General features: G+C 67.6%; 17 protein-coding genes. 9 read left to right on the top strand and 8 right to left on the bottom strand.

The window, feature by feature from the left end; translation table 11 throughout:
- The coding region (locus tag E0504_RS52205) for a TIR domain-containing protein (RefSeq protein ID WP_165938586.1) at positions 1-3445 on the bottom strand (3445 nt) is incomplete at its 3' end.
- Between the two features lie 696 nt (positions 3446-4141).
- Here E0504_RS52205 and E0504_RS22940 point away from each other — a divergent pair.
- The 8 genes from E0504_RS22940 (at position 4142) to E0504_RS22905 (ending at position 16012) form a co-directional block, all read left to right on the top strand.
- Entirely contained in the window at positions 4142-7315 is a 3174-nt protein-coding gene (locus E0504_RS22940; protein ID WP_243657592.1) for a CHAT domain-containing protein, read from the top strand.
- Between the two features lie 61 nt (positions 7316-7376).
- Positions 7377-7796, top strand: coding sequence for a hypothetical protein (locus E0504_RS22935; protein ID WP_131625875.1), 420 nt, complete (start codon positions 7377-7379; stop codon positions 7794-7796).
- 1 nt (position 7797) lies between these two features.
- Complete coding sequence (locus E0504_RS22930; RefSeq protein WP_131625874.1) at positions 7798-8727, top strand: hypothetical protein; 930 nt, start codon at positions 7798-7800, stop codon at positions 8725-8727.
- A 295-nt stretch (positions 8728-9022) separates the two neighbouring features.
- Positions 9023-10003: an endonuclease/exonuclease/phosphatase family protein gene (locus E0504_RS22925; protein WP_131625873.1), complete on the top strand. Its 981-nt coding sequence runs from the start codon at positions 9023-9025 to the stop codon at positions 10001-10003.
- A 319-nt stretch (positions 10004-10322) separates the two neighbouring features.
- Positions 10323-10664 (top strand): Lsr2 family protein, encoded by a 342-nt coding sequence (locus tag E0504_RS22920; protein ID WP_131625872.1) that lies wholly within the window; start codon positions 10323-10325, stop codon positions 10662-10664.
- A gap of 325 nt (positions 10665-10989) precedes the next feature.
- On the top strand, positions 10990-11424 hold the full coding sequence (locus E0504_RS22915) for a response regulator (protein WP_373693926.1): 435 nt from the start codon (positions 10990-10992) through the stop codon (positions 11422-11424).
- Between the two features lie 671 nt (positions 11425-12095).
- A complete protein-coding gene (gene dnaE, locus E0504_RS22910; RefSeq protein WP_131625870.1) occupies positions 12096-15647 on the top strand; it encodes a DNA polymerase III subunit alpha in 3552 nt (1183 codons plus the stop codon).
- Positions 15644-16012: a DUF6300 family protein gene (locus E0504_RS22905; protein ID WP_131625869.1), complete on the top strand. Its 369-nt coding sequence runs from the start codon at positions 15644-15646 to the stop codon at positions 16010-16012. Before dnaE ends, E0504_RS22905 begins: the two co-directional genes overlap by 4 nt.
- Here the strand turns inward: E0504_RS22905 and E0504_RS22900 are convergent.
- The 7 genes from E0504_RS22900 to E0504_RS22870 all read right to left on the bottom strand — a co-directional run bounded on the left by E0504_RS22900 (position 15995) and on the right by E0504_RS22870 (position 21905).
- On the bottom strand, positions 15995-16747 hold the full coding sequence (locus E0504_RS22900; protein WP_131625868.1) for a hypothetical protein: 753 nt from the start codon (positions 16745-16747) through the stop codon (positions 15995-15997). The two genes, E0504_RS22905 and E0504_RS22900, sit on opposite strands and share 18 nt — an antisense overlap.
- Positions 16748-16846: 99 nt before the next feature.
- Positions 16847-17056, bottom strand: coding sequence for a hypothetical protein (locus tag E0504_RS22895; RefSeq protein ID WP_131625867.1), 210 nt, complete (start codon positions 17054-17056; stop codon positions 16847-16849).
- A 25-nt stretch (positions 17057-17081) separates the two neighbouring features.
- Positions 17082-17624: a hypothetical protein gene (locus E0504_RS22890; RefSeq protein ID WP_131625866.1), complete on the bottom strand. Its 543-nt coding sequence runs from the start codon at positions 17622-17624 to the stop codon at positions 17082-17084.
- Positions 17621-18256 (bottom strand): TIGR02466 family protein, encoded by a 636-nt coding sequence (locus tag E0504_RS22885; RefSeq protein ID WP_131625865.1) that lies wholly within the window; start codon positions 18254-18256, stop codon positions 17621-17623. Before E0504_RS22885 ends, E0504_RS22890 begins: the two co-directional genes overlap by 4 nt.
- Positions 18253-18909: an HEXXH motif-containing putative peptide modification protein gene (locus E0504_RS22880; protein ID WP_131625864.1), complete on the bottom strand. Its 657-nt coding sequence runs from the start codon at positions 18907-18909 to the stop codon at positions 18253-18255. The genes E0504_RS22885 and E0504_RS22880 overlap by 4 nt, the downstream gene beginning before the upstream one ends.
- Before the next feature lie 889 nt (positions 18910-19798).
- A complete protein-coding gene (locus E0504_RS22875; protein ID WP_131625863.1) occupies positions 19799-20356 on the bottom strand; it encodes a GNAT family N-acetyltransferase in 558 nt (185 codons plus the stop codon).
- A 37-nt stretch (positions 20357-20393) separates the two neighbouring features.
- Entirely contained in the window at positions 20394-21905 is a 1512-nt protein-coding gene (locus E0504_RS22870; RefSeq protein WP_131625862.1) for a hypothetical protein, read from the bottom strand.
- A gap of 505 nt (positions 21906-22410) precedes the next feature.
- Here E0504_RS22870 and E0504_RS22865 point away from each other — a divergent pair.
- Positions 22411-23232 (top strand): SAM-dependent methyltransferase, encoded by an 822-nt coding sequence (locus E0504_RS22865; RefSeq protein WP_131625861.1) that lies wholly within the window; start codon positions 22411-22413, stop codon positions 23230-23232.
- Positions 23233-23429 lie beyond the last annotated feature (197 nt).

Raw genomic sequence — 23429 nt, 5'->3', positions numbered from 1 at the left:
GTCGTACACTCTGATCGTCCGCGCCGGTGGCGAGGGTCCGTCCATCCGGCGAGAACGCCACCGAGAGCACCGCGCCGGTGTAGCCGGTCAGCGGGCTACCCAGCGGGGCAGGACGAGCCGGATCGGCCACATCCCACAGCCGCACCGTATCTGCGCCGGTGGCGAGGGTCCGTCCATCCGGTGAGAACGCCACCGAAAACACCGGGAGGCGGTAGCCGGTCAGCGGGTTACCCAGCGGGGGAGGTTGGGCAGGGTCGGCCGCGCTCCAGAGCCGCACTGTCTGATCGTCCGCGCCCGTGGCGAGGGTCCGTCCATCCGGCGAGAACGCCACCGAGGTCACCGGGCCGGTGTGGCCGGTCAGCGGGCTACCCAGCGGGGCAGGACGAGCCGGATCGGCCACATCCCACAGCCGTACACTCTGATCGTCCGCGCCGGTGGCGAGAGTCCGTCCATCCGACGAGAACGCCACCGACCGCACCGCATCGGTGTGGCCGGTCAGCGGGTTACCCAGCGGGGCAGGACGAGTCGGATCGGCCACATCCCACAGCTGCACCGTCCCTTCATGACCCCACAGCTGCAGCGTCCCTTCCGCCTGCATGGTCTGCTTGTCCACGCCGGTGGCGAGGGTGAGCCCATCCGGCGAGAACGCGACGGAGGTCACCGCGCCGGTGTAATTGGGCAGGGGTTCCCCGTGGGGTACTGGGTGGGCGGGGTCGGCCATATCCCACAGCCGCACCATCTGATCGTCCGCGCCCGTGGCGAGAGTCCGTCCATCCGGCGAAAACGCCACCGAAAACACCGCGCCGGTGTAGCCGGTCAGCGGGCTACCCAGCGGAGCCGGGTGAGCGGGATCGGCCACGCTCCAGAGCCGCACCGTATGATCGTCCGCGCCCGTGGCGAGGATCCGTCCATCCGGCGAAAACGCCACCGAAAACACCGCGCCGGTGTAGCCGGTCAGCGGGCTACCCAGCGGAGCCGGGTGAGCGGGATCGGCCACGCTCCAGAGCCGCACCGTATGATCGTCTACGCCCGTGGCGAGGATCCGTCCATCCGGCGAAAACGCCACCGAGGTCACCGCATCGGTGTGGTTGGCCAGAGGTTCACCGAGAGGTGCCGGGTGGGCGGGGTCGGCCATATCCCACAGCCGCACCGTCTGATCGTCCGCGCCCGTGGCGAGGATCCGTCCATCCGGCGAAAACGCCACCGAGTACACCGAGCTGGTGTGGCCGGTCAGCGGGTCGCCGAGTCGATGGGGGGTGGTGAGTAGGTTCAGCAGGGTCGATTCCGCACTGATGCGCCCGGCGGCGTCGGGAGCGACCATGCGGGCGGCGAGAGCGAACCGCAGCGCCTGCGGCACGTTCCCGTCACGTACAGCGCGGGCACGGGTGAGCAGGTCGAGCACAGCAGCTTCCTGGCGTGCGCGGTCGGCCGCGGCGCTCTGGTAGAGGAAGAGAACTGTGGGTGCGACCACGACGATGACGGTGAGGGCCGCCATCGTGGTCCGGATGATGCGTCGCTGCCGGCGTTCGTGTCGTGCCCGCTGGCGGGCGTGGTGGGCGGAGGCGGCGAGGAACCGCTGGCCCCGCGCGTCGACCAGCACTCCCCCGCCCGCGCTATACCCTTCGGCCGCTGGTGGGTGGTCCCCCCACCAGTCCGTCGGCTGGTCGGCGATCGTGGCGCCAAGGATGTGCATCGCGGTGTCGATGCGGGGGGAGGGCCACAGATAGCCGTCGTCGTAGTTGTGGCTGTCCCATTCGGTCGCAGCGTGTTCGACGCGCCGGGCCTCGGCGAGCGCCCCGACCCGCTCCTGCACCGCCTGGGCCAGCGGTGGCCAGGCGGTCAGGAGCCGTTCGTGGGTCAATTCCACGGTGACGGGCCCGCCCGCGGGATCTCGGGCCACTGTAAGTAGCCGGTGGGCAACGAACGGGGTGAGCATGCCCCTGACCAGGTTGGGAAGCTGGTCGAGGGGCAACCGGCGGCGTACCGGCCGGCCGTCGTCATCGACCGTCACCAGACTCAGCAAGGCAGCCAGGACCTGCGTGTCCTCGCGGCCGGTGGTGGTAGTGGCAGCGGTGAGGGCCGTGTCGGCTTGGTCGACCAAGGCGCCACGGACCCCGTGGATGGTGGTGTACAGCGCCGCGGACAGCCCCCGGGTACCGATCTCGTGAGCTGCACGGTGCAGCCGTTGGAGGGTGTAAGCGAGCAGCGGGAGCGCCTGCCCGTCGCTGGTGTCGGTGACCATGCGTGCCACCAACTCGTCGTCCACAATAAGCCCGGCCAACCTAGCCGGCTCCCGGATCACAAGAGGAAGCAGGTCCCGCGACAGCGGGTTAAGTGCCTCCGCACGCACCGGTAACCCCACCGACCCCGCTGCCTCGATGAACGGGTCGAGATACTCCGAACGCAACGTGGCCACAGCCTGCACAGGCCCGCCGGTCAGTGCGGCCAGCACGGTGAAGAACTCCCCCTGGCTAGCCGGACTTGCGCGGACGAGCAACTCCTCCGCCTGATCGATGACCAGGAGTAGGTGGCGAGCCGGGGCCCCGGCGGCCGCCAGCAGCTCCTCGACGAGCTGCGCTGCCCCCTCACCAGTCGCCAGACGCACGGCGAGATGGGTCCGCTCCCAGCCCAGGCCGTGCTGGACGCCGGCAGCAGCCAGCGCCCCAGCCAAGGCGGACAGCGGCCACCGACCCGGGGTGATCGGTCGTAGCACCAGCCAGTCCGGGGCAGCGGCCAACCGCGGGGCGACCCCGGCAGCCACCAACGACGACTTCCCACACCCCGACGGACCCACGATCGCCAACACCCCTGCACCCTGCGCGGCGTACAGCCTGTCCGTTACCAGCCGGATGTCCTCATCACGACCCTTGAACACCCGCGCCCGGGTCGCGTCGAAGGCAGCCAGCCCAGGAAATGGCGACAGGCCCGGCTGCCACACCCCCGCCAATCCCGCCGATAGCCCGGGATACATCGGCGCCTCACCGCTACATCGGTCACGGGGAAACTCCGGCGGCCCCGACGGCTTTCCCCGCTGCCCCACGACCGCCTCCAACAGCCGTTCCCGAGCAGTCGGCTGATCCACCCCGAACAGATCCACTCCGACCACTTGGCCCAGCAGACCCAGCCGGGGACAGTCCTCCACCCGCACCGGCACCAGCTTGCGCTCATCCCCCGACGGGTCCGCCGCCCACGCGGCTTGCCATTCCGCCTCCCCATACGCCGAGGTCAGGTACGCCCCCGACACGACCGCCACTGTGCGCGCCGCACCCATCGCCGCCCGGTGCATCTCCCGCACAAAATGCGACCCCGCCCTGAAATCCCACACCTGCACTAGCACCCGGTAGCCGGCGTCCTCCAACTGCCAGGCGATCCACTCCGCCCACTGCTCATCGCTCCTCGTGTACGACACGAAGAAGTCGACCTCATCCTCATGACCCGCACGCACCGCACTCGGTACATCCGCCCCCGTAACCACGCCCCCACGATCTCACACCCCCGGATTCGTGATGAAAGTAACCAAAGGATGACACCACGTTGGTCGGTGTCGGCGGCCCTCCCTCGACCGGATCGCCAGCGCGCTGCGCCCCTCGTCGACACCAGCAGGCGAGGACCTTCTCCAACTCGAGGCAGTCGACCTTGCGGCTGGGCAGGACGCCGATCCGCTCACGGGACTCCGCGTCCATGAGCTCGGTGGCGTAGCGCTGGCGCCGGACCGCACGCTCACGCTGATCGACGTGTCCGCGCGCAGATGCCAGACCCGGGTCGCGGGAATGAACCACGAGGTCCCCACCGGCCTGCACAAGATGGTCACCGAAATCGAGAAGACGACGAGTCCGAGGCCGCCGATGCGAGCTGACAACACCCGTCACCTCAGCTCCGCACCGATAAGGCGTACGGCCTCGAGGAGGCACATCGCTGGGCCGCCGCTGCCCGCGCCGTACGCCCCCGCCCAAGCAAGTCGGATGCACCTCCCGTACCTCAGGTCAGTGACCGCAGAAACGTATGGTGACACCGCAGTACGTATCGCGTCTTCCGCGTGAGCGGAGGCGCGTCGTCGATGGTGATGAGCACGTTGGCGCCGGGGGGCCGCGGAATGCGGATGCTGAAACGGAGGCGCCTGCTCGCGAAGGTGCGGGCACGGGTGAGGCAGTTCGACGGTGACCGGAATCCGGCCATAGTTCTGGCTGCCGAGGCGGTCGCCGAGGTAACGGCCCTGCTGGAGTCGGTTCCGGACCCGACCGCCGACCTTCAGGTCGCCCATGCGGCCGGGTGGCTGCACTGGTTCCGTTACCTCGTCCTCGTCCTCGACCGCGGCGACGGCGACGGCGACGGCGAGCAGGACCTTGCCGCGGCGCTGGCTTTGTTCGTTCCGGTGTATCAGGCGCATCCTGGCGCCGTGCCCCCCCGGGTCCGCACCCGCTTCGGCAGAGGTCCGCTCACCTCTGTCGGCGACTCGCAGGCGTTGGCGAGCCGTGGTATCCGGCTTCTGGAGGAGACGCTGCGGTCCGGTGACCGTGCCGTACTGGACACATCCGTCGGGTTGCTCCGGCAGGCGGTGGCCGCCACCGCGCCCGACCACCCCAATCTGGCCGCGATGCTGTCCAGCCTCAGTACCGCGTTAGTGACCCGGTTCGGCAGCACCGGGGACCAGGCGGACCTGGACGCAGCGGTCGACGCCGGCCGGCAGGCCGTGGCCGGCGCTCCTGCCGGCCACCCCGACCGGGCTGCGATGGTGTCGAACCTCAGCATCGTTCTGCGGACCCGGTTCGAGCTCTCCGGGGACCAGGCGGACCTGGACGCAGCAGTCGACGCCAGCCGGCAGGCCGTGGCCGCCACCCCACCCGACGACCCCGACCGGGCCGAGAGGGTGTCGAACCTCGGTTTCGTCCTGCGGACCCGGTTCGAGCTCTCCGGGGACCAGGCGGACCTGGACGCAGCAGTCGACGCCAGCCGGCAGGCCGTGGCCGCCACCCCACCCGACGACCCCGACCGGGCTGCGAGGGTGTCGCACCTCAGCATCGTCCTGCAGACCCGGTTCGAGCGGCTTGGGGACCAGACGGACCTCGACGAGGCGGTCGACGCCAGCCGGCAGGCAGTGGCCGCCACACCACCCGACGACCCCGACCAGCCCGGGATGGTGTCGAACCTCGGTTACGTCCTGCGGACCCGGTTCGAGCGATTTGAAAACCAGGCGGACCTCGACGAGGCGGTCGACACCAGCCAGCAGGCAGTGGCCGCCACCGCACCCGATCACCCTGACCGGGCCGCGATGCTCTCCAACCTCAGCGCCGCCTTGGGGACCCAGTACAGCCACTCTGGGGAGCCGGCGGACCTGGACGCAGCGGTCGATGCCGGCCGGCAGGCGGTGGCCGCCACACCACCCGACCACGCCGGCCTCGCCCTAAACCTCTCCAACCTCGGTCTCGCCCTGCGGATCCGGTTCGAGCGACTTGGGGAGCAGGCGGACCTCGACGAGGCGGTCGACACCGGCCGGCAGGCAGTGGCCGCCACACCACCCGACCACGCCAGCCTCGCTACTACCCTGTCTAACCTCGGTAACGCCCTTCAGCTTCGGTTCGAGCGCTTCGGAGAGCAGGCGGACCTCGACGAAGCTGTCGCCGCCGGCCGGGAGGCGGCATCGGTGGAGGTGGCGTCGCCTCGGGTACGGGCAGCGGCCGCACGCAACTGGGGGCGCGTCGCCGCGGCGAGCGGGCGGTGGCTGGAGGCCGTGGACGGTTTCACGGCGGCAATCACGCTGCTGGGCCGGGTCGCGCCGCGCAGTCTCGCCCGCGGCGACCAGGAACATCTGCTCGACGATCTGGGCGGTCTGGGGTCGGATGCGGCGGCGTGCTGTGTGCACGCCGGGCTGACACACCGTGCGGTGGAGCTGTTCGAACAGGGCCGCGGGGTACTGCTGGGTCAGGCGTTGGACAGCCGCACCGACCTGAGCGCACTCACCGAGTTGCACCCCGATCTGGCCGGTCGGTTCGCCGCCCGACGCGACGAACTCGACAGCGCTGGTAACCGGAGCCGACCACTGACAATGACAGGTGCTGATGGGCCCGCCCTTCATACTCGGGCCGACCTGGCTCTGGAGGCGGCGCGGCGGCGGCGGGCCGCCACAGCGTTCGACCGGGCAGTCGCCGAGATCCGGGAGCTGCCCGGGTTCAACGGTTTCCTCCAGCCGCCTCAGGCGCGTGAGCTCACAGCGGCGGCCACAGGCGGCCCGGTTGTCATCGTCAATGTTTCCCGTTTCGGCTCGCACGCCCTGATCCTGACCAGTGGCGGTGTTCTGGAACCGGTGCCGCTTACCGCGCTCACGCCGGAGGCGGTGTACGAGTGGGTACTCGGTTTCCTTATCGCGCTCGACGAGGTGTCCTCACCGTTTGCTCGTGCCAGCAGCCGGCTCGCGGCGGAACAGTGGATCACGGACATGTTGGGCTGGCTGTGGGACGCGGTCGCCAGTCCGGTCCTCGGCCGCCTGGGGATCATCGCCCCGCCCGAGAAGGATGCGCCGTGGCCGCGCGTGTGGTGGTGTGTGTCGGGGTTGCTGTCGTTCCTGCCGTTGCACGCCGCCGGCCGTCATGACACCCGCTACGACGCCGCCCCCGCCACCGTGATCGACCGGGTGGTGTCCTCCTACACCCCGACCGTCCGGGCGTTGACCCACGCTCGGCGCGGCAACCCACACAGCACCAGCGGCCGTGATGATGAGGGCATGCCTGCCGGGGGTCGCGTGGTCGCGGTGGCGATGCCCCACACCCCCGGCGAGTCCGACCTACCAGGGGCGGCAGCCGAGGTCGCCGGGTTGCAGCGGCGCCTTCCCGGCCAGGTCAGCGTGCTGACCGGGCCTGCGGCCACCCGGGGGGCGGTGCTTGCGGCGTTGCCGGGTGCGCGGTGGGCGCATTTCGCCTGCCACGGCGCGGCCGACCCGGCCGACCCGTCCGCCAGCCATCTCCTTCTGGCTGACCATCAGCAGCGGACATTAACCGTGGTCGACGTCGCCCGGCTACGTCTGGACGGCGCCGAGCTGGCATTCCTGTCTGCCTGCGAAACAGCCCGTCCGGGTGGCCGGCTGACCGACGAGGCGATCCACCTGACCTCCGCGTTCCAACTCGCCGGCTACCGGCACGTGATCGGTACGCTGTGGCCGATCGGCGATGTGCACGCGGTCGCGATCGCCGCCGACATCTACACCGCCCTCACTGACGGCGGGGATGTGGCCGGTGCGGTCCACACCGCGACCCGCCGGCTGCGCAATCGGTGGACGGACACCCCGTCGGTATGGGCATCGCACATCCACGCCGGCGCCTGACCGGCCGCCAACGCGCCCGACACACAATGATCAGCATCGTACGAACACCAAGGGGAAGCCGATGAGTACGGGAGACGACGGGGTACTTGAAGCTGCGCGGGCCATCCGCCCCTACCTCCAACGCCTCGTCGCCCCCGCAACCGCCGCGAGCCTTGACCACGAGATCGCCCACCAGCTCGCCGACACACCTGAGCTGCCAGCGGCCGCCCGACGGCTACGGGACCTCCTCGACAGTCATGAGGACACAGCCTGGTTCCTCGCCGAGGTGCTGGAAGACGCACCGGACTACCGACCGCCCTATCAGCAGCCCCATTACCTCCATCGCCAAACAGGAGGTACAGCCTCCCCCGCAGGGGATCCCGGGCCGATTGCTGCGGTCCGTTACGCCTGTCCTCGCGGCGACTATGTGTGGTACCGACCCGACGTCGGCACCCCGATCCCGGTCTGCAGGACCCACCACGTCGCGCTGATACGTACCTGACGTGCTCACCGCGTTCTGGGAGGCGGTCGGCGGCAAGTTCGCCGACCGATGGGCCGCCGTGTCCGTTCCGGCGCTGGTGTTCTGGCTGGGGGGACTGGCCACCTGGAGCTACCACCGCGGCGGGCTACACACCCTGACCACGCAGACCCAGTGGCTGGACCGCCAAACCACCGCCATCCAGCTCGCGGCCATCGGGACCGTCCTACTCGCCGTCGCCGCCTCCGGCATCGTCATTGCCGGCGCCGCAACCCCGGTCCTGCGGCTACTGGAAGGCTACTGGCCATCATGGGCCAGTCCGCTACGCCGCCGCCTCATCGGCTGGCTCGCCGCACGGGCCGCCACCGAAGCAGCGGCCTGGCAAGCCGCCCACGAGCTCGTGCAGCCTCCCGCCATCCCCACCGACGACGACATCGCCACCTACACCCGGCTGGAACGTCGCCGCCGCCGCCGACCCTCCGCAGCCGGCTACTTCCTCCCCACCCCGATCGGCAACATCCTGCGCGCCGCCGAACGCCGCCCATCGGACAAGTACGGCCTCGACACGGTCGCCCTGTGGCCCAGGCTCTGGCCCGCGCTCCCCGACACCCTCCGCCAAGACCTGCTCGCCGCCCGCAGAAGCCTCGACAGCGCTGTCACCACAGCGATATGGGGAGTGCTGTTCTGCGCGTTCACCCCCTTCACCCCCCTGGCCATCCTGGTCGGACTCACCGTCACTCTCACCACCGTCACCATGGTCATCCCACGCCGGGCGCAGGTCTTCGGAGACCTGATCGAAGCCGCCTACGACCAGCACCGCACCGTCCTCTACCAGCAGCTCCGCTGGCCGCTCCCCAGCAACCCCCAACAGGAACGGACCTACGGACAGCAGCTGACCGCCTACCTGTGGCGCGGCTCCGACGACACCACCCCCACGTTCACCCCGCCCAGCTAACCGCCATGTCCCCCAAGATCCGCGCGAGAAAATAATGACTTTCCGCCACTATGAGGTCGGGTACACCTTCCCGCACAACAATCGATCTTGGCGTAGCTCTTCTGCCTGCCCCTGATGGCGACCGAGCCGGCGCAGGGGCCGCTGGGCTGATCATCGGATGACGATGAACGCGATCCTGGGGAAAACCGGTGACATACATGGCGGCGTTTCCGCGGGTCGGAAACTCCAGCGAACGGGCTCGACGCGGACGGTAGGGTGATCGTGCCGTTGGGGCATGTGTGGACTGGGGGGTCCGATGCCGTCGACCTACTACCTCGCCTGGTGGAACCTGGAGAACCTCTTCGACGAAGAGAACTCACCCCACCGGACCGAGAAACTCACCCGCACCCTCGGCGACGACCTCGCCGGCTGGACGCCGCAGCTGCGGGACCGCAAGGTCTCCCAGCTGGCGTCGGTGATCGCGCAGATGAACGGCGGTGTGGGCCCGGATCTGCTCGGGGTGTGCGAGGTGGAGAACCGGTTCGTCCTCGAGCTCCTCGCCGCCGCGGTCGCCGACCGGCTGGATGGCCGCCGCTACGAGATCGTGCACGCCGACACCGATGATGCCCGCGGGATCGACGTCGCGTTCCTCTACGACCCTGCGCTGCTGACCGCCACGGCGGGGCAGGTGTTCTTCCACGTGGTGATGCGCCGCAACGCCACCCGCGAAATCGTCCAGGTCAACTTCCAGACCCGCACCGGGCGGACGTGGGCGGTGTTCGGGAACCACTGGCCGTCGCGCTCCGGGGGGCAGTACGAGTCCGCCGGCTACCGGGCCATCGCCGGAGAGACCCTGGCCTACTTCCACCAGCGTGTCCGCGAGGAACACGGCCAGGACACCCCGGCACTGGCGATGGGTGACTTCAACGACGAACCGTTCGACACCTCCCTCGTCGCCCACGCCCTGTCGACCCGACAGGCCGTCCGAGTGATCAACGCGGACACACCACGGTTCTGGAACCTGATGTGGCCCGCCGCCGGCACCCCCGAAGGCACGTTCTACTTCCAGAACGAACCAAACCTGCTCGACCAGTTCCTCATCAACGCCACCATGGCCCACCCCACCAGCCCCCTGCACGCCAACCCCGACAGCGTGCAGATCCTCCACTTCCCCGAACTCGTCCACACCGGCGACTACCCACGGCCCCGCCCCTTCGGCGGCATGGGCGCGCCTGTGGACGAGACCGGCTACTCCGATCACTTCCCCATCGCCATGACCGTCACCGAAACCGACTAATCTCAAGAGACCGCTGTCATTCGTGCGGCGACCAGAGTCCCTCCCGCGAAGGGTTCACCCAGTCAGCGGCCTCGATCGGCGCCGTCCCGCTGGCGATGCCAGTCTATTGGGCTGGCGGCTGTCTTACCTTCGGGCCCCTTCCAGCCTCATGAGCCGCCCAAAGATGCCCCATGAGCCGGATGCGGGACTCCCATCTCAGAAGCTTCTGGTTGTGATGAGCCGATTCCGACGGATGCGACAGGCCCGCCCAGGCGATCACACGATACGCTCGGTAGGAAATCGCGGATACGCGGGCCGCAGGTATGCAAGGGGAATTCTCATGGCACAGAAGACCATCATTTCACTGATCGATGATCTCAGTGGAGAGACGGCCGACGAAACCGTCCGGTTCGGACTAGACGGTGTGCAGTACGAGATCGACCTGTCCGAGGCGAACGCCACGAAGCTGCGCGGGTCTCTGGCCTCGTTCGTTGCGGCGGGTCGCCGTTCCGGTGGCCGGGCCGCAAGCGGACGGCGCGGCATGCGCGCCGCCTCGCCGCGTTCGGCGGGATCCGACCGCACCGCCGACATTCGCGAGTGGGCGCGCAGCAACGGTTACACGGTGAGCGACCGGGGTCGTATCGCGTCGAACATCGTCGAAGCGTTCGACAAAGCTCACTGAGCACCAGCCTGGCGTGACCACTGTGGTGCGCACAGGGCTCCACACCAACGCCTGTTGGTTCGCCGGGCAGATCGCGGGTGCGGGTTCAGGATGAGAGCCGATCTCCGCATCCGGAATGATTCGGTGGCTGCCGGGTCTTCACAGGCGGTCATCGCGACCGGTTTGTCCCGCTCGCCGCACCCCCCTACGTTGCCTCGAAGTGAGGCGCGTCTCCCATCCCCCCACGGGGTTACGGCCCCGTGGGGGACGGGGTGGCTATGCGACGATGTGCCTGCGTTCGGGGAATCGTAGGGGCGCACAGGCCACGACGGAGACCTTGCTGATGATCGATGCCGCGCGCCTGAGCCGTCCCTACGATGTGCTCCTCGCCGAAGGCGACCCCGGCGACGCCATGCTCGTGTCCGAGGCGTTCCTCGCCCGCGGGTTCGGCCAGACCCTCCACACCGTCAGCGACGGCGTCGAGGCGCTGGAGTACCTCCGCGACCCCGCCCACCGCCGACCCGACCTGATCATCATGGACCTGAACATGCCGCGGATGGACGGCTGTGAAACCCTCGGCGTGCTCAAAGCCGACCCGGTGCTGCGCAGTATCCCGGTGGTGGTCCTGACAACCTCCAACGCACCCGACGACGTGACGGCCAGTTACCAGCTCCACGCCAACGCTTACGTCTGCAAGCCGCAGGACCTCGACGCCTTCCTCCACACCGTCCACTCCATCGACGACTTCTACCTCGATCTGGCCCAGCTCGCCCAGCGCTGACCCCGCCGGAGAACACGGCCGATCATGTCCAGAGCGTCGCCTCCCGGTACGCCAGACGTACCGCTCGCCAGCGCCAGGAAGACGAACGCGCAACGTTGTGGCGCGCCGGTTGCGGATCCCGCGCGGGATCTTCCCTCGTCGCCCAAGGCGTCGGGGAGGAGCGCCCGGTCGTCCCGCACACGCGGGGGCGTCGGCCTGGCAGGTTGACAGGTGTCCTGCGGGCCCCCGGCCTGCCGGCGCGGGGTGATCGGACAGTAACCGGAGGGCCGGTCGTCCGCCAGAGTCGGTAGTCCGGTCCTGGGTCGCTGATCATCAATCCTGAGCCTGGCTGTGGGACAGAGGAAGCAGGGTCGGTCGTGTGTCAACGCCTGCTTCGCCGGAGCGCGGAGGGTAGCCGTTCGCGGCGCTGACCCACATCGGGCAGCCGGCGCGCCGAGGTTCACCTACTGAGGGCAGGCATACTTCCGCCGTGCGTGGTTGGTCACGACGGAGAGCCCAGGCGATCGGGTCGTTGCGTTCTCGGGAGATCAGGCGAAAGCGCAATTGATCTCAACGAATTGTCTTTGGAGGATCAACGCACTTTGGGGCCGTTGTCCCGCGTGGCTTGCTGGTGGCTCTCCGTGTCGGGGCTAGACTCCGACCAGCGGGTCGTTGTGGGCGAGAGGATTGGGATGCCGGCGGATTCTTTTGTTCATCTCCACGTGCACACCGAGTATTCGATGCTGGACGGCGCGGCAAAGACGGGCCTGCTTTTCAAGGAAGCGGCGAAGCTGGGAATGCCAGCCGTCGGGATGACCGATCACGGCAATATGTTCGGCGCCTACGAATTCTACCAGGGCGCAAAGTCTGCTGGCGTCAAGCCGATCATTGGGATTGAGGCGTACCTGGCGCCCGAGTCGCGCCACCACAAGCGGCCGGTTCTGTGGGGTGAGCGCTCGCAACGCGATGTCGACCCGTCGGGTGAGGGCGGCGACGTGTCCGGTGGCGGCGCCTACACCCACATGACGATGCTCGCGGAAAACGCTGCCGGTCTGCGCAACCTGTTCCGGTTGTCCTCCGTCGCGTCGATCGAGGGCTACTACCGCAAGCCGCGGATGGACCACGAGTTGGTCTCCCAGCACTCGGAAGGGATCATCGCGACCACGGGCTGCCCCTCGGGTGAGGTGCAGACCCGGCTGCGTCTGGGCCAGTTCGATAAGGCGCTCGCCGCTGCGGCCACCTACCAGGAGGTGTTCGGCGCGGACAACTTCTTCCTGGAGCTGATGGATCACGGGCTGCCGATCGAGCGCAGTGTCCGCCAGGGCCTGCTCGACATCGGTAAGAAGCTGGGGCTTCGTCCGCTGGCCACGAACGACTCGCACTACGTGACCCAGGACCAGGCGGGAAGCCACGAGGTGCTGCTGTGCGTGGGCACCGGTAAAAGACTCGACGATCCGAGTCGGTTCAAGTTCGATGGGTCTGGCTACTATCTCAAGTCGCCGGAGGAGATGCGCGGCCTGTGGGACAGTGAAGTCCCCGGGGCCTGCGACAGCTCCCTGCTTATCGCCGAGCGGGTCGGGTCCTACGATGAGGTTTTCCAATTCGTGGACCGGATGCCGCGCTACCCTGTCCCCGAGGGTGAGACGCAGCTTTCCTGGCTACGCAAGGAAATCGATCGCGGGCTGACGTGGCGTTTCCCGGCGGGCGTGCCCGCCGATGTGGTCGAGCGCGTCGAGTACGAGGTCGGCGTGATCGACAAGATGGGTTTCCCGGCTTACTTCCTTGTCGTCGCCGACATCTGCCAGTTCGCGAGAGATCGGGGTATCGGGCTGGGTCCGGGGCGTGGCTCGGCGACCGGGTCGATGATCGCCTACATCCTGGGTATCACTGAGCTGAACCCGATCGAGCACGCGCTGATCTTCGAGCGGTTCCTCAACCCCGAGCGGATCAGCCCGCCCGACATCGACCTGGACTTCGACGAACGCCGGCGCGGTGAGGTGATCCGCTACATCACCGAGCAGTACGGCGAGGACCGGGTCGCTCAGATCAACACCTTCGGCACCATCAAGGCCAAGGCTGCGATCAAGGACTCGTGCCGGGTGCTGGGCTACCCCTACGCCCTCGGTGACAAGATCTCAAAGGCGATGCCGCCGGACGTGATGGGGAAGGGGATTCCCCTGGTCGGGATCTTCGACCCGAAGCACGAGCGGTACAGCGAGGCCAGCGAGATCCGGGCCCTCTACGAGGCCGACGCCGACATCAAGAAGATCATCGACACGGCGCGGGGGTTGGAGGGACTGACCCGAGGCACCGGTGTCCACGCCGCCGGCGTCATCCTGTGTGCCGAGCCGCTGCTGGATGTCCTGCCGATCCATCGCCGCGACGCCGACGGCGCGATCATCACCGGGTTCCCGTTTCCTCAGTGCGAGGAGATGGGCCTGCTCAAGATGGACTGCCTCGGCCTGCGGAACCTCACCGTCATCGGTGACGCGATCGACTCCGTCAAGCGCAACCGCGGCGTCGACATCGACCTGTCCACCCTTCCGCTGGAAGACGACAAGGCGTACGAGTTGCTGGCCCGTGGGGACACGCTCGGGGTGTTCCAGCTCGACGGCGGGCCGATGCGTAACCTGCTGCGCCTGATGGCACCGACGAAGTTCGGCGACATCGCCGCCGTGCTCGCGCTCTACCGGCCGGGCCCGATGGCGGCCAACAGCCACATCGAGTACGCCGACCGCAAGAACGGCCGCAAGGAGATCAATCCGATCCATCCCGAGCTCGCCGAGGCGCTGGAGCCGATCCTCGGCGAGACCTATCACCTGGTGGTCTACCAGGAGCAGGTCATGGCCATCGCCCGTGAGCTGGCCGGCTACAGCCTCGGCGGCGCCGACCTGCTGCGCCGCGCGATGGGCAAGAAGAAGAAGGAGATCCTGGACAAGGAGTTCGCTCGCTTCTCCGCCGGGATGAAGGAGCAGGACTACACCGAGGCGGCGGTCCAGGCACTGTGGGACGTGCTCGTCCCGTTCTCCGGCTATGGGTTCAACAAGTCCCATACCGCCGGGTATGGCGTCGTGTCGTTCTGGACTGCCTACCTCAAGGCCAACTATCCGGCCGAGTTCATGGCCGCGCTGTTGACGTCGGTGGGTGACGACAAGGACAAGATGGCGGTCTACCTGGCCGAAACCCGCCGGATGGGTATCGAGGTGCTGCCCCCCGACGTGAACGAGTCGGACCTGCGGTTCGGGGCGGTCGGGGAGTCGATCCGTTTCGGTCTGGGTGCCGTCCGCAACGTCGGGGAGAACGTCGTCGCCTTGATCGTCGCGGCCCGGGAACGTAAGGGTGCGTACGAGTCGTTCGCCGACTTCCTCCAGAAGGTCGACATCGGGGTGTGCAACAAGCGCACCATCGACTCGCTGATCAAGGCTGGGGCGTTCGACTCCCTGGGCCATCACCGTCGTGTGCTGGTCAACGTGCATGAGACCGCGATCGACGCGGTGATCATCACGAAGCGGCAAGAAGCTGTTGGCCAGTTCGACCTGTTCGGCGACGGCGGAGGCGGCGCTGAGGAGGAGAGCCCGGCGATGGGGCTCGATCTGGACCTGTCCGGCCCCGAGTGGCCGAAGAAGGAACTGCTGGCCCAGGAACGCGACATGCTCGGCCTGTACGTCTCCTCGCATCCGCTCGAAGGTGCCGAGCGGGCGCTGGACCGCCACCGCGACACCCGGATCGTCGACCTCGCCGAGGCCAGCGACGGGACGACCGTGCAGATCGCCGGCATCATCAGCAAGATCGACCGGCGGATCAACAAGAACACCGCCAAGGCATGGGCGATCGTGACCGTCGAGGACCTCGACGCCAGCATCGAGGTGCTGTTCTTCCCCCAGTCCTATGAGATCCACTCCTACGCGCTCGCGACCGACGCGGTCATCTCCGTGCGGGGCAGGATCAACGAGCGGGAGGGGTCGGTTTCGCTGTTCGCCCAGGACCTGACGGTGGTCGATGTCGCGACGCACGTGAACGGGCCGCCGGTCGTCATCACCCTGCCCTCACACAAGATCACGCCGCCGCTGGTCGCTGATCTCAAGGTCATCCTGACGACCCATCCGGGTACCACCCCGGTGCACCTGCGTCTCGAAGGCCCGCAGAACAACCATCTGCTGCTGCTCGAACCCCAGGTGCAGACGAGCAGTTCGCTGCTCGGGGACCTCAAGGCCCTGCTCGGCGCCCGCGCCGTGACCGCGTGACCGACCCGCCACGTCGGGCGGCTGCACCGCCCGACGTTGTCCTGCTCTCCACCACCGACCCGCCGCGCTGCCCACGCTGCGGCGGCGAGGGGCTGGCCGCGGCCCGCGTGCCGCACATCCTTCAGACGGCGCGCGGGCCGGTGCAAGGACACCACCAGTTCGTGCTCTGCTCCGGCTGCGACGCCGATAACCCGGCCGCCGGCGGACTGATCACGTTCTTTCACGTCCACGGCCAGGTGAGCCAGCAGACGGAGAACGAGTTCACCGCGCTGCTGACCCGCTGGACCTCCAGCCTCGTCGTGCCGGCCGTCGACCCCCAGGCGTGGGAGGCCGAGTACCAGGCGTGGCTACGAGGCGAACTGTGAGGCTTGGGAACGGGAAACTGGCATGTCCGGCCAGCTCGGCAGCGTGGGTGTAGGCCGCAGCGGCACCGGTCGGAACATGCCCCCTTCGGCCAGCGGCCGGGTGCCAAGGCCGACGGGCAGGTAGGCGGTGCCGGAGCGGCGAGCGACCTGGAGGCACGGGTACGGGTAGGCGGCGAACGGATCGCCCACATACAGCGTGTCGAGCTCGACCAGACTGGCGAGCAGGGCGATGTCGAGCGGTTGGCCGCCGTAGGTGTCGTAGCCGAACCTGGGGTGGTCGAGGTCCACATCGTCGACCGCGACGATCCCGGCCGGGATCGCGGCCAGTTCGTCGGCCAGCGGCCAGCGGTCGTACCAGTGGGCGTCGAGGTAGACCAGCGGACGATCGAACCGGCCGGTGAGCGACGCCAGCACGGCCGCCGAGTCGCCGGTCACCACGGTGGTGTTCGGCCGGTCGCGTAGCCGGGTGCGGGTGAACGCGGCGTGCTCCTCGACGACGTCGCAGGTGACGATCGGCAGAGCGGGATAGAGCCGGGCGAGGTAGTCGGTGGTGTCGCCGAGGAAACAGCCAGTCTCGATGACGCCGTCGCACCCGTAGGCGCCGATCAGGTAGTCGATCTGCACCGCGGTGGTGATGTCGAAGCCGAACGGTCCCCCGCCGTCGGAGAGGCGGGCGCAGCCGGCGCGGAGGGTGGTGTAGAAGATGTCCAGGAGGCCGGTCGACGGCTGGTACATGGCAGCCTTTCACACGCTGTGAATGTGCCGCGCAGCCAGCGAGGTGCCTGGGACGGGCGCTGTGCGCGGGTCCCAGGCACCTCTTCGGGCGGGCTGCGGTCAGGCGGTGGCGGGCTGCAGGGTGATGGTGGTCTCGGTGCGCAGGGCGAAGTTGTCCTGCATGCCCTTGTCGCAGGCGGTCTCGGGGATGATCACGCCGCTGCGGGCCAGGTCCAGGTAGGCGTCGACCTCGGCGGGGTCGAGGCCCAGGCCCAGGCCGGGGCCTTCGAGTCGGAGGCTGGTGGCGGCGCGCTCGTTGGGCTGGGACATGGAACGGTCCTTTCCTGGAAGGGTGTCAGCGGGGAGAGGATGCGATGGCGACGACGATGTGCTGGCCGTCGGCGAGGGGGACCACGGAGTGGGTGAGCCAGCCGGGCGCGGCCAGGTATACCCCCGGGGACGGATTGATGATCATCTGTCGTCCCCAGGGCAGGCCGGGCATGGCGGTGAGCGCGCTGCCGGCTCGGGGGTCGGCCAGGGTCAGTGCGCCGGACTCGGCGTGCCGGGCGGCGCTCGCGGCCAGGACGCACCAGGCGACGTAGGCGGCGGGGTGCGAGGCGGCGGGCTGGTCATAGCCGGCCCGCCACAGCTGCACCTCGATGTCGAGGGTGTCCACGGGTGGGATGCCCTCGGCCTCGGTGAGCGTGTTGATCGACGTCAGCAGTTCGGCGGTCAAGGTGTCGGGGTCGGCCAGGACGCTGGTGGCGGGGAGCTGTTGGCACGGTGATCCGATCTCGGGGAATGTGATCGGTTCGTGGAGGATGCCGGTCAGGTCGATGCGGCCGGCGCTGACCGGGGTGGCCCACAGATGGCTGACGGTGTGGTCGAGGACGGTCATGACATCGCCGCGAAGGTCTTGTCGTAGGCGACGTTCCAGGCCACGGCGATGCGCAGCCCTCCGTCGGGCAGGGTTGCCTGGACCGAGTGCGGCAACCAGCCGGGGAAGGCGACCATCCGCCCCGGCCGGGGCTCGGTCCGGACAGCTCCCGAGGATGTGCCGCGGGCCACGGCGGCGGGCCGGGGGTCGAGCATCTGGAGATGGCCGGCGTCCGTCCCGCCGGCGTCGACGTAGTAGACACCGGACCAGGCCGAGTCGTGGTGGGTGTGGGGTCGCAGGCTTCCTCCGCCGCGGTAGACCACAGCCCATGCCTCGGCGAGGATTCCCTGCGTGACCTCGGCGGCGGCGTCACCTAGCACATCGACGGTCAGGGCGGTCACCGCGTGGCTGATCTGCTGGCTCAGCCAGGCGGTCTCGGGGAGGCCCCAGCGCAGGATGTCCTGGCAGCTTTTGATCGCGTCGATGCCGCCGAACAGTGCCGCGTGCGGGTCCTTCTGCTCGGCGTCGAGGATCAGCGGCTTCAACATCTGATTGATGTGATCGGCTCCGGGCAGGTCGGCCTGGTAGATCGGCGTCGACCAGCTGCGGAAGCGGTGCCGTTGGGTTCGTGTCACCGCGGTGGCGGTGGTCATCGTGCCTCCTGGAGTCGATGGGCGAGCTGCCGACCGGCGGGGGTGAGGTTCGGGGTGTCGACGCGATCCAGGCAGCCGTCCGCGTAGGCGGCGAGAGTGCTGATCCGGGCTGAGGTGGGTTCGGTGACGCGGTACCAGCGCATCAGCGCGGTCGCGACATGCGCGGCGCCGAGGACCTCTGACGGGCTGCGACCAGCTGTACCGGAGGGCAGGACCGCGGACGAGGTGGCGGCTGGGCCGTTGAGCGCCCAGATCTCCTCGATCAGGTACCACCACTGGTGGCACATCTCGTGCAGCAGCTGCTCGCACAGCTCACGGTCATCGGCGAAGGCGTCCTCGCTGAGGAGAACATGTTGAGGCCAGGCGCGCGACGATGCGGAGATCGCTCCGGTCGGGGGATCTAGCAACGCCACCCGCACCGGGAGGCGCAGCAGCGGACGCCACGCCGGCATCGCGAACGCCAACGTTTCCAACGCCGCGTCCTTACGCTGCTTGTGCTGCTGGGACAGCGGAACAGCCGGGATAGGGGGTGGGTCCCGGAGCATGAACGCCCGCGAGGGCGCCAACCACACCTCGGCCTCGCCGGCCAGGACGCCGCATGCCAGGCCCGACCGCTCGGCCTCCACGTGTCGGACTGCGGCGACGGCTGCCAACAGACGGCGATCCGCGAAAGTGTCGTCGAGAAACGGAATCCCTTGCACGGTTGCAAGGCAGTCTTCGGAGTCGAAGGGCGACCGGTGAGATGCTCTTCTTACCTGCGGGTTCGGACTTGGTATGTCGTGAAGCATGTTCGCTTCTCCTGTACAGATACCATCGCCTGCGGTATTTCTATCCTTCACGCGAAGTAGCCGGAGTCGGTATTTGACTCTTCCCAATAGCTAGCCGTGCGCCAATGGGATGGAGGACCGAAACGGAGGGACACATAGATCAAACCGCATGGAGGCGAGCTCGGCGACGCCGAGTTCCAGGCCGCGTCTCTAGCCTTCTTACTAGACTTCTCTGGCGGCGACACGTCCGCTATCCGATCTCGACGCGCGGCGGAGAGATACCCGACCGGCGCCGTGGAGGCGGCCTCGGCCGCCGGCTGCCCAGCGCTGCCGGCGGCCCCGATGGGCTGGTAGCTGTCCCCGTCTCATGGCAGGACGCGACCACCAGCCGCTCCCACGCCCGTCCGGCGACCAGCGACCGCGCCACTCGCGGGCGGTCTTCCCCGCTTCGAACCGCTCGAGCAGATCTCGACAGGGCATCCCCGTGACGATCTTTCGGCAGGATCTCGTTCCATCTGTCGGCGGCCGCGCTACCGGCGGCACGGAGCAGTGCCCGTAAGCAGCGGCGGTCCCCGCCGGTCCCGATCTGTCCTGCCAGGTCACGTCGCCCCATATAACGACCATCCCGACAGTAGAGCCGCTCGTCCGGTCGATCGGGATGAAGCCCACGCCGAGACCACGGCCAACGTCGAGATCATTGATAGGAGCGTAAACACACCGGGAGCTCTGGATCAGGCCAAGAAAATCCGAGGAACGCCCCGAGAAGTCCGACCTCCTATGGTACGGCAACCAGGGGATCACGGATCATGACATCATAAACAGGGGACTCCGGAGCGTGTTTGACTTCTCCCAGAATTTTGTATCCCCAGCGCAAATATGCCCCGTGGGCTGGCTCGTTACCAACAACGCAGGTCAGGATCGCCCACGACTCTCGCCGTTTAGAGATCATGGAGTCGTGCAGTCGCCGCCCGATTCCCTTATTGGAGACCTCAGAGCGAACCATCAGCTCACGCAACCAAAACATATCGCCCCTCACAGCTGCAACTTGTGCGGTCGACGGCCGAGCCGTGCCGAGCGAGACCCACCAGGGCCTGTCTGCAGCCAGGGTGACACCATGCACATAGCCGACGAGTCGACTGTCCACGCGGGCTGTCAATACCCCAAATCCGGGCATTTCGAAAGCCGCATATAGTCGTTCCCCAAAAGCGTCGGTCGAGAAAAATGGGTCGCCAGCATAGGGCGGAGTGTTATAAATATCGGCGTAGGCGTCAATAAGCTCACCCACAACCAGCTTGGCCTCTGACCCACTCAAATAGTTGAGATCGATATCCACAACTGCGAGAACCTCATTCTCATCATTCTCGCCTAGGTCAGGCGATGTATCGAGTCAACTTTTCCGCAACCTCCCTGACCGGCGCATAATCATGATGACGAGAAAGACCGCCATGGACGAGGCCAAGTTGCTTTATGTTGCGAGTAGAGGCCATTCCCGCTTCGACCAGCGCTAGAGATTCGCTCACCGCCGAGACCGTATGGTCCAGATCGCGATCGTTCAGAGCGGCGTAGGCGAGACGAACGAGACACATTCCTCGGTTTCTGGAGTGCTCTATGTCCTGAAGACGTGCGGAAAGCGCCAACAGATCGACTGCCCGGCCGTACTGCCCCAGATCGATTCGGCACATTCCTTCCAGGCAGGTGAGCTCGGCTTCGTTGAGGAACTCGACCCAGTCAGGATCACGCGGATGGAAGCCTTTATCGAATTCTGTCCATGCTTTTTTAATCGCATTCTCGGCGGATGTCGCGTCGCCTAGATGTGCGTAGCCTTGCGCCTCGCGGATGGCCAACAGGGAAAAGACCCGAGGAGGAGCGGCCCAGGCCGTAGCATGGCTGCAAGCGATACGGGCGAGACGCACGGCTTCCCGTGCCTTTCCGAGGTCCACGGACTGGCGGGACATGTTCGACAAGGTTCTGGTTGCCAGGGCCTCATCGCCAGCGAGTGTGGCGATGTTGAGAGCTTCCGAGTAGTAGACCCGTGCGTCTACCTGCTGGTCAGCGTCGTAGCAGAACCAGCCCAATGATGTTGTTAGCTGGCCGGCGATGCCGTGCAGGCTCTGTCCGACAGCGTCGTTATAGCTTCCCTGGTCGATGAGGTGGTGGACGGACATGAGGTGAGCGCGGGCCGACCGCCATAGCCGGTTGCCTCCGAACCGCTGGTCGAGAACATCAAGATCTTCCGCCGCGGATCGCAGGAGGTCTACCTGTTCACTACCCACACGGAACCCCGTGTCGGCCACCGACGACGGGGCAATCCATGGCAGAGGGCCGCCAGCGGACGTCAGCGCCATCGTCGTGCCGGCCGTGAGGATGTCGCGTCGGTTCATATCCGCCAGGATCTCACTATCGGTGCAGGTCACGGGCGGGTTCGCCTCGTCGCCGGGTACAGATGACCGCGGCGCACCCGGCGGGAGCGCGGCAGATAGTGGCATGTCGCTGTTCCTCCGGCCGTCGCGCCGCAGGACTTGCGCCACCTCTGCACCGCTCTGGTCCTCGTCGAGGATGGGGTCGGCGTGGGAGCCAGCTTCGTCCCAGGGGCGAACGATCCGTTCCCCAGGTAGCGGTGGGCGGAATCCGAGCTCAGCGGGGTTGGCGTGGAAGACAGCGCAGAGTAACCGGCGGTATCGGGGACTGACGTCGCAGGCGCCCCGTTCCCAGCGGGAGACCAGATCCCGGCCGACCGATGGCCGTACTCCCGCTTTACCGGGTCCCTTCGTCGCCGCATCTACACGTTCACCTTCATCCGCCAGGGCCTCCGCGAGCGCGGGCTGGCTGAGCTTGTACCACCCCCGGTACGCAGCGATCAGGCGTCCCTGTCCGTCGGCCATCCGCCCACCTCCTCATCACGCAACGAGATCAGGCTAGTCGCGAACGTCTCCGCCAGCGGCACAAGGCTAGGGAAAAGGCTAGTGACATGCGCTGTGCGTGGGCAGACCGCAGCGTCCCCTTCGGGCGTGCCGATCCAAGCGGCCTGCCCCGCCTGACCGCTCTTCCGCGCGCACGCAGCGACGCTCCTGACTAAGCCCGGTATGCCCCCCTCTGAGAGCAGCAGGCGAAGGGCAGAACGAGAAAGTCTCGGGATTCGGCTAGCAGCACGACCTGGGCCGCGGCCTTGCTGCTCGGATCCCTGTCCGGTTCGATCGAAGGTGTTCCGCCTCTTTCCCATCAGACTGCCCTCGGAGCTAGGTTAAGGCTCGCCCTGTGGACGCTAGATCTGGCGCCCATGCATATCAAGAATCGGCGTGGCGGGTGGCAGAAACTAGGGAAAGCACGCTGCCCACCTGTCCACAGACAAGTAGCACCGACCATTTACGGCTTGACCAAGGAAATTCCATGAACGACACCCCCTTCCCTCTACCATCTACTCAATTGCATACCACTCTTCCGCACTCCGCGCGGATCTACGACTATTTCTTGGACGGGAAGGATAATTTCCCGGCGGACCGGGAAGCCGCCGAGGCCGCGGTGGAAGTCTTCCCGTACGTAGCGAAGGCAGCGCGCGCGAATCGGCGGTTCCTGCACCGGGTTGTGCGATACCTGGCCGAGCAGGCGGCAGTTGACCAGTTTTTGGATGTGGGGACGGGGATTCCGACGTCTCCGAACCTGCACGAGGTCGCTCAGGGCATCCTGCCGAAGGCGGCGGTGGTGTACGTGGACAACGACCCGCTCGTGTTGGCTCATGCCCGTGCGTTGCTGACCAGCTCCCCGCAGGGGCGCACCGCCTATCTGGACTGCGACCTCCTGAAGCCGGAGCAGATCCTGTCGTCGCCGGAGGTCCGAGACACATTGGACCTGTCCCGGCCGGTGGCGTTGACTCTGATCGCGGTGCTGCATTTCGTGCCCGACGAGGCCGACCCGCTCGGTGTGGTGAGCCGGCTGCTGGAGGCGTTGCCCTCGGGCAGCTACCTGGCTTTGTCGCAGGTGACCGCCGACTTCGACAAGGAGAGCATCGGTCTCCTCGCCGAGACCTACCGGGACCGGGGTATCCCGGCGCAGCCACGTAGCCGTGCCGAGGTGACCAGGTTCGTCGACGGGTTGGAGCTGGTCGAGCCCGGGATCGTCGCGGCGCACCGATGGCGGCCCGACACCGATGCGGACCACGCGCTGATGGACGAACAGGTGTCAGTCTGGGCTGTCCTCGCTCGAAAGCCGTAACGGGGCCTGCACCTCAAGAGAAGCCGATCCGCTTTCCGTTGCGTGCGGTCCCGGCCAGGGCCCGGTCCTGGCAGTCGTGGCCGTGCGGAGGCCCGCGTTCACCCGTCCCTGGAGGGCAGCGGGTGACCAATGCAGCGGCTCGCTCGCCCCCTGCCATCCCCCGCCGTCGGCCCCGCCGACCCATGCCTGGTGCCCAG

The organism is Parafrankia sp. BMG5.11 (assembly GCF_004337455.1).
Note: the sequence above shows the minus strand (reverse complement) of the source record. Positions and strands in the feature narration are given on the sequence as shown.

What these genes read in the sequence shown, in the direction of transcription:
- E0504_RS22935 (WP_131625875.1), top strand. Translation starts at nt 7,377, where the DNA reads ATGAGTACGGGAGACGACGGGGTACTTGAAGCTGCGCGGGCCATCCGC.
- E0504_RS22925 (WP_131625873.1), top strand. Translation starts at nt 9,023, where the DNA reads ATGCCGTCGACCTACTACCTCGCCTGGTGGAACCTGGAGAACCTCTTC.
- E0504_RS22920 (WP_131625872.1), top strand. Translation starts at nt 10,323, where the DNA reads ATGGCACAGAAGACCATCATTTCACTGATCGATGATCTCAGTGGAGAG.
- dnaE (WP_131625870.1), top strand. Translation starts at nt 12,096, where the DNA reads ATGCCGGCGGATTCTTTTGTTCATCTCCACGTGCACACCGAGTATTCG.
- E0504_RS22900 (WP_131625868.1), bottom strand. Translation starts at nt 16,747, where the DNA reads ATGTACCAGCCGTCGACCGGCCTCCTGGACATCTTCTACACCACCCTC.
- E0504_RS22895 (WP_131625867.1), bottom strand. Translation starts at nt 17,056, where the DNA reads ATGTCCCAGCCCAACGAGCGCGCCGCCACCAGCCTCCGACTCGAAGGC.
- E0504_RS22890 (WP_131625866.1), bottom strand. Translation starts at nt 17,624, where the DNA reads ATGACCGTCCTCGACCACACCGTCAGCCATCTGTGGGCCACCCCGGTC.
- E0504_RS22885 (WP_131625865.1), bottom strand. Translation starts at nt 18,256, where the DNA reads ATGACCACCGCCACCGCGGTGACACGAACCCAACGGCACCGCTTCCGC.
- E0504_RS22870 (WP_131625862.1), bottom strand. Translation starts at nt 21,905, where the DNA reads ATGGCCGACGGACAGGGACGCCTGATCGCTGCGTACCGGGGGTGGTAC.
- E0504_RS22865 (WP_131625861.1), top strand. Translation starts at nt 22,411, where the DNA reads ATGAACGACACCCCCTTCCCTCTACCATCTACTCAATTGCATACCACT.